The following is a 6,257-nucleotide window of genomic DNA, read 5'->3' as shown; positions in this document are numbered from 1 at the left end:
TTGGCAACCAATCATAGATTTGCCGATTAATGTCGCAAGCTTTTAATCGCCCATACCATGGCAATGACAACCATGGCGATGGATGCACCATATAAAAAAGTATTGATATTTGCGCCACCTTCAACCGCTTGCTCCAAAAACAAAATTACTAAAATAATCATCGACACTTGCATCAGGTTAATCTTTAAGTCATGAAAATCTTTGATGCCTAACACGGTGAGAAAACGCGATTCTTGGGCAGGTTTATTGGAAATAAATAAACGATAATTGGCGATGGCAATCATTTGAAAACTCAATGCAATGAGTAAAATATCCAATGTTTTTAATAGATTGACCGCCAAGATTTGCCCATCTAACGGTTTGATGGTGGGATTGGTAAAAAAGTCAGACAGTATATGAAAAATAATATTTAAGGACGCCACATAAAGCGTGACCGAAGATACTAAACTGACCATAATGGTTAGAAATACCAAATAACGGCTATTTTTAAACAGTTTTTCAATCATAAAAAATAAGCCTTTATCAAAAAGGCTTATTTTATCACACTCAAATTTTAGGATGGGGATTTTGTAATTGCCACAGGGGCTATCTTTTACCCAAACTATGCTTTACCTAAATTTGGAAACTTTACCGATAAAATTGCTGTCACTGTTAGCACGGCGGCAATAAAGCCTAACGAGATAGCCATCGGCACATGGAACACATCAAGCAGTAGCATTTTAGCGCCAATAAACACCAAGATGACACTAAGCGCATAAGGCAATAAATGGAATTTATCCGCCAAACCCGACAACAAGAAGAACATCGCCCGTAGACCCAAAATAGCCAGCAAGTTTGCCGTCAAGACAATAAACGGGTCGGTAGTGACCGCGAAAATTGCAGGAATTGAATCCACCGCAAAAATCACATCCGACAATTCAACCAAGATAAGCACCACCGCTAGTGGGGTAAAATACTTAACGCCATTTTTGACGATGGTGAATTTATCACCGTGCATATCATCAGTAACCCTCAGATATTTTTGCAAAAACTTATACAGCCCTGACTGCTTTGGGTCGGTTTGGTCGTCATGGTTTTGCCACATTTTTACCCCAGTGTAGAGCAAAAACGCACCGAAAATATATAAAATCCAGCTAAACTCTGTAACAAGCCAAGCGCCTGCAAAAATCATCACCGTACGCATGATGATGGCACCTAATACGCCATACAATAAGATTTTACGCTGCATGACTGGGTTGACCGCAAACGCCGCAAAAATCATTAACCATACAAAGACGTTATCAATGGCGAGCGATTTTTCCAGTAAATATCCTGTAAAAAACTCCCCTACTTTTTGTGTGGCGATAGCACTGCCAAAATTCTGTGATAGATACCACCATAGACCGCCTGCAAACAGCACAGACACGCCCACCCAAATGGCACTCCAAATACCCGCCTGTTTCATTGAAACCGCTTCACCATTTTTTGGGGTTTTAAAGGTAAAAAAATCAACCAATAACAGTATCGCTACGATAACAAAGAACACGGCATACAGCATGGGACTGCCAATGCTCATGGGTTCTGTCATTTGATTTACTGCTGCAAGTAACATTATCGCTCCTTAGTATACATTTACAAACTATGGTTGGCAATAAGTCAAAGGATTTTGGGAAATGCTAAGCACAAAAAAACCTTGACTCACACCGACCAAATATGTGGTTGTGTTAAGTCAAGGTCTGGCTTACTATTTGATAATTAGCGCAATATATGGCTAAAAAATAGCTGATTTACCGGTAAGCGGCTACTTACGTAATGACGATAAATCACAAACTGCTGAAGTGAGAAGTTACTCCCCTTGATAGCGATAATGTAGCAGATTAACGACGACTTATCAATTGAATTTATCAATCAGTACGTTTTGAATTTATTGTTTATATTAGCTAGCGTCTTTGTGTTTGACAAGTTAATTAAATACTTTCCCCACACAGTTAGGATGGTAAACTAACACCCATGCGTAAAATTATTCATATCGATATGGATGCGTTCTTTGCCAGTGTTGAGCAACGGGATAATCCTAAGTTACAAGGTAAACCATTGGTGGTTGGCGGTGATCCCAATGGGCGTGGCGTCGTCGCAGCAGCGAGTTATGAGATACGCAAGTTTGGTGTGCATTCTGCCATGTCATGCTATCGAGCGCGTCAGCTGTGCCCACAAGCAATTTTTGTCAAACCACGCTTTGAGGTGTATCGTGAAGTTAGTGAGCAAATTCGTGCCATTATGCACCAATATACGCCACTGGTCGAACCTTTATCACTGGATGAAGCGTATTTGGATGTGACCGACAGCCCGTATGAAAAAAATTCTGCGACACTAATCGCCAATCGCATTCGCCAACAGATTTTGCGGCAAACGCAACTGACCGCTTCAGCAGGCGTGTCTTATAACAAAATGCTTGCCAAAATCGCGTCAGATTTAAATAAACCCAACGGTATCGCGGTGATTACACCTGAGCAAGGATTGGACTTTATCGCCAATTTACCGGTAAAAAAATTTCATGGGATTGGCAAAGCCACCGTCAAAATGTTGCATGACATGGGTATATTTACAGGATTGGATTTACGCAATACCCCGGAAGACGTATTAAAACAACGCTTTGGCAAACGGGGTGATTTCTTTCACCAAATTGCCCACGGTATTGATAATCGAGAGGTTAAAGCTGAACGCAAACATAAATCTGTCGGTTCTGAGACAACGTTTTTACAAAATACTATGGTTGATACAGTCATTGTGGCTGCCCTATATCGCGAAAATAGCCAAGCGTTTAAAGATTTACAAAAAAAGCAGCGTTACGCTCGCACCATCACCATTAAAATCAAATACAGCGATTTTAGTGTGATTACCCGCTCTCATAGTATTTCCTCCCACTTTGAACAAGAATCCGATGCCCATTATTGGATTCAATGGCTATATGAGCATACCCCAAAAATTTTACCCGTACGTTTGGTTGGAGTGACTTATTCAAATTTACTGCAAGCTGACGCCTCGCCACAGATGCCATTATTATAAGCCACTATAAACCAAATTTTGCCAAGATATTTTTTAGCTAATCTTTTAAATAATTTTTATATAAAGCCTAACAACGGCAAAACCCTGCTATGTTGCAGGGTTTTACTTTATTGCTATCCTACTTAATTAAAAGCTATCCTACTTAATTAAAATTAGATGAGCCTAACTTAACTTAACGATGGTTAGGTAAGCTGTGCTACGTTAATTTTATTTGCTTCTTCAGTATAATCGCTCATACGGTCGAAGTTTAAGTATTTGTAGATATCGGCTGACATGCTATTAAGCTTACCAGCATATTGTTGATATTCTTCGTTGGTAGGTAGCTTACCAAGTACCGCAGCCACCGACGCCAACTCGGCAGAAGCCAAGTACACGTTGGCACCTTGACCTAAACGGTTCGGGAAGTTACGTGTAGAAGTTGATACAGCCGTTGATTTTGGTGCGATACGCGCTTGGTTACCCATACACAGTGAACAACCCGGCATTTCAGTCCGTGCGCCCGCTTGTGCATAGACATTGTATAGACCTTCATCCATCAATTGGCGTGCATCCATTTTAGTGGGTGGTGCAATCCATAGACGTGTGCTTAAGCTGCCCGCAGGTACTTCTTTTAACAACGCGCCCGCTGCACGGAAGTGACCGATGTTGGTCATACATGAACCGATGAATACTTCGTCAATCTTGTCGCCCGCGACATCTGCCAAGGTTTTGGCGTCATCTGGGTCGTTTGGACAGCAAAGAATCGGTTCTTTGATGGCGCTCATATCGATAGTGATGTCAGCGGCATATTCTGCATCGGCATCAGCACGTAATAATGTTGGGTTGGCAAGCCAGCTTTCCATACCTTTGATACGGCGTGCAATGGTACGGGCATCGCCATAACCTTCAGAAATCATCCATTTGAGTAGGGTGATGTTTGACGTTAGGTATTCTTTTACTGATTCTTCAGACAGGGTGATAGTACAACCTGCGGCTGAACGTTCGGCAGAGGCATCTGATAATTCGAATGCTTGTTCAACGGTTAAGTCTTCTAAACCTTCGATTTCTAGGATACGGCCGTTAAATACGTTTTTCTTACCGGCTTTCTCAACGGTCAATAAACCTTCTTTGATGGCTTGGTAAGGAATCGCATGTACCAAGTCACGCAAGGTGATACCAGGCTGCATTTCACCGATAAAACGTACACGAACTGATTCTGGCATATCTAATGGCATCACACCGGTTGCTGCAGCAAACGCTACTAGACCTGAACCTGCTGGGAATGAAATACCCATTGGGAAGCGGGTATGTGAGTCACCACCGGTACCAACGGTATCAGGCAATAACATACGGTTTAACCATGAGTGAATAATACCATCACCTGGACGTAATGATACACCGCCACGGTTCATGATAAAGTCAGGCAGTGTGTGCTGAGTTTCTACGTCGATTGGTTTTGGATAAGCTGCCGTATGACAGAATGATTGCATGACCAAATCTGCAGAGAAACCTAAACAAGCCAAGTCTTTTAATTCATCACGGGTCATTGGACCTGTGGTATCTTGCGAACCCACGGTAGTCATTTTTGGTTCACAGTAGGCACCCGGGCGAATACCTTCTACGCCACAAGCTTTACCGACCATTTTTTGCGCTAAAGTATAGCCTTTACCAGTGTCGACCGGTTGTTCTGGTTTTGCAAAAATGTCAGACGCGCCCAAACCTAAATATTCACGGGCTTTGTTGGTCAAGCCACGACCTACGATCAATGGAATACGACCACCGGCACGCACTTCATCGAGGAGCGTTGGTGATTTTAATTCAAATGTCGCAAGCACTTCGTCAGAATCATGTTTGGTGATTTTGCCGTCATGTGGGTAGATATCAAATACATCACCCATGTTAAGTTTGCTAACATCGACTTCGATGGGTAATGAGCCCGCATCTTCCAGTGTGTTGAAGAAAATCGGTGCGATTTTACCACCCAATACCAGGCCGCCGGTACGTTTGTTTGGCACGCCTTTGATATCTTCACCCATTAACCACAATACCGAGTTGGTCGCTGATTTACGGCTTGAACCGGTACCAACCACGTCACCCACGTATGCCAATGGAATACCGTCTTTTTTCATCTCTTCGATTTGTTTCATCGGACCAATCACGCCGTCTTGGTCTGGCACAATGCCTTCACGCGCATTTTTTAGCATGGCTAATGCGTGAAGTGGGATGTCTGGGCGTGACCATGCATCTTGGGCAGGTGACAAATCATCAGTGTTGGTTTCACCGGTGACTTTGAAGGTTTTGTAAGTGGCTTTTTTTGGCACTTCTGGACGGCTAGTGAACCATTCGGCGTTTGCCCAAGATTGTAACACCTCTTTGGCCGCTTCATTCCCCGCTTCCGCTTTTTCAGTGACATCATTGAAAGCATCAAATACCAATAAGGTTTTTTTCAGGGCGTCGCCAGCAGCTTTCGCCAATTCTTTGTCGTCTAATGCTTGAATTAATGGTTCAACGTTGTAACCACCTTGCATATGACCCAGTAACTCAATCGCTTTTAGTTTTGAAATCAGTGGCGAAGTGGTTTCGCCTTTAACGATGGCCGCTAGAAATGCCGCTTTAACATACGCTGCTTGGTCAACCCCAGGTGGAATACGGTTTTCTAATAAGTCTACAAGTGTTTCTTCTTCACCCGCTGGTGGATTTTTTAATAGTTCAACCAAATCAGCGGTTTGCTGTTCGTTAAGTGGCTGTGGCACAATACCCTGTGCCGCACGATTTTCGACGTGTTTACGATAGTTCTCTAGCATGAATCGTCCTCATAGTCATGTAAGATTATTGTGTTAACCATGCGTCTGAAAGCCCTCTTTACAACACAGTTGAATTTTGAATGGCTACTAGCCAGCATGGCTTTGGCTAAAAAATTTAACTCTTCTAATATACTTGAAATGTGATGAAATGTTAATGAGAAAATACGTTTTTGTTAACATAGCCATTATTTTTTAAAAAAATAGCCCAATAATTTTTAATAAATGCGTTTGAGCTGATTGTCGCTTTTTTTACTAGGATGAAAAATAACTTTGGCTCTGTACTTTAAACAACAAAGCTTATCCCAAAATAGTTTAAATTCGTCAGCATAGATTTCTGTTATAATAACCCCCTAAAATCTGCTAAATGAATTCAAGGATTAATCATAGCAATGACCGACACTGTACAAACTTTTGCCCCTTCAACGCCGC

General features: G+C 42.2%; 4 protein-coding genes. 1 reads left to right on the top strand and 3 read right to left on the bottom strand.

All coding sequences use genetic code 11. The annotated features are described in order from the left end of the window. Positions 1-26 precede the first annotated feature (26 nt). Positions 27-506: a YqhA family protein gene (locus RT064_RS06890; RefSeq protein WP_312539092.1), complete on the bottom strand. Its 480-nt coding sequence runs from the start codon at positions 504-506 to the stop codon at positions 27-29. Between the two features lie 95 nt (positions 507-601). Continuing rightward, positions 602-1,555, bottom strand: coding sequence for a TerC family protein (locus tag RT064_RS06885; protein WP_313062593.1), 954 nt, complete (start codon positions 1,553-1,555; stop codon positions 602-604). Positions 1,556-1,989: 434 nt separating this feature from the next. Between RT064_RS06885 and dinB the strand changes: the two genes are divergently transcribed. Continuing rightward, complete coding sequence (gene dinB, locus RT064_RS06880) at positions 1,990-3,045, top strand: DNA polymerase IV (RefSeq protein ID WP_313062589.1); 1,056 nt, start codon at positions 1,990-1,992, stop codon at positions 3,043-3,045. A gap of 182 nt (positions 3,046-3,227) precedes the next feature. Here dinB and acnB read toward each other — a convergent pair whose 3' ends face one another. After that, entirely contained in the window at positions 3,228-5,828 is a 2,601-nt protein-coding gene (acnB, locus tag RT064_RS06875) for a bifunctional aconitate hydratase 2/2-methylisocitrate dehydratase (protein ID WP_313062588.1), read from the bottom strand. Between the last annotated feature and the right edge of the window lie 429 nt (positions 5,829-6,257).

The sequence above is a fragment of the Moraxella sp. CTOTU49097 genome (genome assembly GCF_032064105.1).
GTDB lineage: Bacteria > Pseudomonadota > Gammaproteobacteria > Pseudomonadales > Moraxellaceae > Faucicola > Faucicola osloensis_B.
Note: the sequence above shows the minus strand (reverse complement) of the source record. Positions and strands in the feature narration are given on the sequence as shown.